Raw genomic sequence first — 3562 nt, forward strand, 5'->3', positions numbered from 1 at the left:
TCGATGCTTTTGGAGACAAAGCAGTAAAAATGCTATGATACATTTTAAGCGTACTCTCCCTATCCATTGCATAAAGATGCCCATACAGAAGGGTTAAGAGAATAAGGATCTTTTTCAAAACATATACTCCAGTTCAATCATGACACGTTGATCTATAGGAGAGATCTCTAAAGCGCCGATTGCACCATTTACCGGGTTTATTGTATATTGACTCGTCTTTTTTGCTTTATTTAAAAGATTATCTCCTTTAAGTGTCAATGTAAGATCTTCGTTCACATTCCAAGAAATAGAACTTGTCAGATCAAAGTAGTTTGTCCAATTAACGCTGTTCGTATGCCAAACAACACCATTATAAAAATCAATGTCTTCATGGCTGTTTGTAAAACTGAAATATCCACTAACATCTTCCAATTTATCTAAATTGAAGATATCCCTATAGTGTGCATAATAGAGCTGTAAATTCATTTGGTTATCTGCATTAAAACTATAATCATAATTAAGGACCGATGTAAAATATTTTGTATCATTCCCTAACATATTTGCTCTGTCTTGAATCAGACTATCTTCATCCTGCATCGCCTGCAAGATAAGTCTTATGCGTTGTTTTTTATCACTATATGAAAACTCCTGGGTTATCCCTATCGTTGTTTGCGCATCTACATTTTGATAGATTGAAAGATCCAAATAGCGCACCAGTGGCTCCAAGGCAAACTGATTACGAAAAAGATATGCCTTATAGCTCCAATTCTCACTGCTATAAAGATAGCCCAAGCGAAGCTGCCAGAGAGAATCATCCCCTGCTCCTCCATTGCGTCCTATATGATTATATGATACACCAAACGTCAACAACTCTTGAGCACTTAAGCTGTATTGGTCTTGAAAAAAGAGAGAACCTACTCTTTCTTCTGTAAATGGAGTTATTAGTGAGTCTTGCCCATTATTTTCAAAAGAATCAAGCTTTTTTAACCTGCCCTTTATTCCGGCTGTGAGGCGATGGTCCTTTATCGTTTCAGTATATGTCAGCTCTGCTGTATAAGTGCTATTCTTGTATTTTCCATCAAAAGTGTTGGAGCCCAAAGCATCAGCCCAAGCCAAAGGAAACTCATCTGCTTGTTCCATATCAGTCTTGAGCCACTCATAAACAAACTGCCCACGCCAATGCTCACTTAAGTCAATACCGTAATCTATGTGTACATTCAAATAATCAATTCCAGATTCTAAAGGGGTAGCATCCCAACTCATACCCGCTAGACTATCAGTATTTTTCTTCATTACTTGTAGGTGAAAAATTTGATCTTCTGTTTTAATATAAGAAAAAAGTTGTGTACGTTCAAAGTCTCTACTGAGAGGCCTGGAGGTTCCATTATCTATGGTTTCCCTCACTGCATCAGTATGAGAGAAGTTGACCATATAGGAGAAGTCTTCCTTCTGCTCACCATAACTGAGGCTCTGAGAGTTATATCCTCTGCTGCCCTGTACAAGGTCTAGCTTTCCTCCAGCATCACGTTTTGGATCTTTGGAGTAAAGAAAAACGGTAAGGTATGCTGGCTCAACAGTAGTTTCAAAAGAGGGAGTCATATAATAAAACTCTATATGGTCAACAAAATCTATGTTCACATCCCCATAAAGCATCAATCCACTACCCATCCAGCCTTGGGTAATCTCTACACCATCCACATAAAGACGGACAAAATTACTTCTGTAAGCTTCAAATGCTCCTGATGTTAAAGGATCTGGTAAGGCATATCTATTTTCATGATAATAGATCATAGGTGTGGTTTTAAACACATCTTTAAGTGTTTTGGCATGCATCTTTTCCAGTTTTTCTCTGGTGAAAAGTATCAAATGCCCTTTGTTTTCATCAATCGTTTTTTGGCTTAAGTCATTTTTCTGATTATACTCTTGTAAAATACTATCTATATTCTCAGCATAAACCATATTTGAAGAGAGTAACCATAAAAAAACCAAGCCCTTCTGTATCACACTTTGTCCAAAAAAATTACTCATCTTTTATCCATTACCTAAAATTATTTTAAATTATATCCTAGTTTTTTGTAAGTATCTTCAATTAGATTAAGTATAGCAAAATAATGTCAAAAAAATGTCAAAATACTTTTTAGCAACATATAACGAAAAAGCCCCTATACTCTTACATCGTAATTATCAAGGATTATTTAGTGCTTACAAAAGCTTTTCACCTCTTGACGGAAGAATATTCTATTATCCTTGCCACAACAGAAGAACATATACAAGCAGTAAAAGATATAAGAGCAGAAGTCTTTGTTGCAAGACTGGAAATGTCTTTAGAAGAGTTGGAATCCCGAAACTTTCTTATCAATAAAGATGATAAACAGTCATTTATCTATCTTTTACAACATAAAATAACAAAAACATATGTCGGATCAGTAAGAGTTATTTTTATTAATGCACATACACCGATTCAGATAATGCCTATGCAAAGAGATGGTAAAGTTGACTGTATTGATCATTTAACCAAAGATCTACCTATTTGTGAAATCTCTCGTTTGGCTCTCATAAAAACGCTTCCGGAACATGAAGATTTTTCTATGAGCCAATTAAGAACACTTCTGTCAATGGCTCTTATGAGTGCAACAAGAATCAACTTTTTTCTTTATCATTACTCTAGAATTTTTGCCATCATGGAACATTCATTACATCGTATTTTAAAAAGACAAAGTGTTGCCTTTGAACCCATAGGTGATGCAGTAGATTATTATGGAGTAAGATTTCCATTTGTTATTAAAAAAGAAAATTATTTAATTGCAGGTGAAAAAACAGAGGATACTATGGGACAACTCACTAGGCACTACCTTAAAGAACTCTGTAAGAATCCAGAACCATTTTGGCAATTCATAGATAACAATCCTTATCTGGAACGTTCAGACATTCAACTTAATCGAATTTGTCAACTATTCAAACAATTTGGTGATGAAGTCAGTATGGAAGATTTACTAGGCATGAACGAACTGACTAAAACAGTTTAATGCTTTACTCTATATATCACTGCGTACATCAAAGGTACATAATAAAGGTTCAACACCGTTGCCCATGCAATACCGAAGCCAAGACTGATCGCCATAGGTTGTAAGATAAGTGCCTGTCCCGAAGCAAAGAACATTAAAGAAGACAAGCCTAATACAGTCGTCACAGAGGTCAATAAGATAGGACGCAATCTCATCCCTGCTTTTTGCTGCATCTCTTCATAATTCTTGCTTCCCTTGATGAAGTCCAACATTATCAGTCCATCATTGACCACAACACCAGCAAGTCCTATGACACCCATCATACCTGGCATCGTCATATTTACACCCATTAATTTAGTTCCTACTAAAGCTCCAAATAGAGAAAGCGGTATCGTCGTAAGTATGATGCCTGGCAAAACCAAAGAGTTAAACATCCACACCAGCGTAATAAAGATAAGAAAAGTAGCGATCATCAATGCCTGTCCAAGCTCTTTTTGAAGCTTTGCATTCTCTTTTTCTTCACCTTTAATAATAAGTTTCACACCTTCAGTTTCTATTTCATCCAAAAGCGGTTTTAA

General features: G+C 35.9%; 3 protein-coding genes. 1 reads left to right on the forward strand and 2 read right to left on the reverse strand.

The annotated features are described in order from the left end of the window. Positions 1–114: 114 nt before the first annotated feature. Entirely contained in the window at positions 115–2007 is a 1893-nt protein-coding gene (locus tag ABYK33_RS14715) for a hypothetical protein (protein ID WP_373034056.1), read from the reverse strand. A 170-nt stretch (positions 2008–2177) separates the two neighbouring features. Here ABYK33_RS14715 and ABYK33_RS14720 point away from each other — a divergent pair, with 170 nt between their 5' ends. Beyond that, positions 2178–3005: a hypothetical protein gene (locus tag ABYK33_RS14720; RefSeq protein WP_373034057.1), complete on the forward strand. Its 828-nt coding sequence runs from the start codon at positions 2178–2180 to the stop codon at positions 3003–3005. Here ABYK33_RS14720 and ABYK33_RS14725 read toward each other — a convergent pair. Then, positions 3002–3562, reverse strand: a 561-nt coding sequence (locus ABYK33_RS14725; protein WP_373034058.1) for an efflux RND transporter permease subunit, incomplete at its 5' end; no start/stop codon positions are given. The two genes, ABYK33_RS14720 and ABYK33_RS14725, sit on opposite strands and share 4 nt — an antisense overlap.

Source organism: Sulfurovum sp., from assembly GCF_041562805.1.
In the GTDB taxonomy this organism is placed as follows: domain Bacteria; phylum Campylobacterota; class Campylobacteria; order Campylobacterales; family Sulfurovaceae; genus Sulfurovum.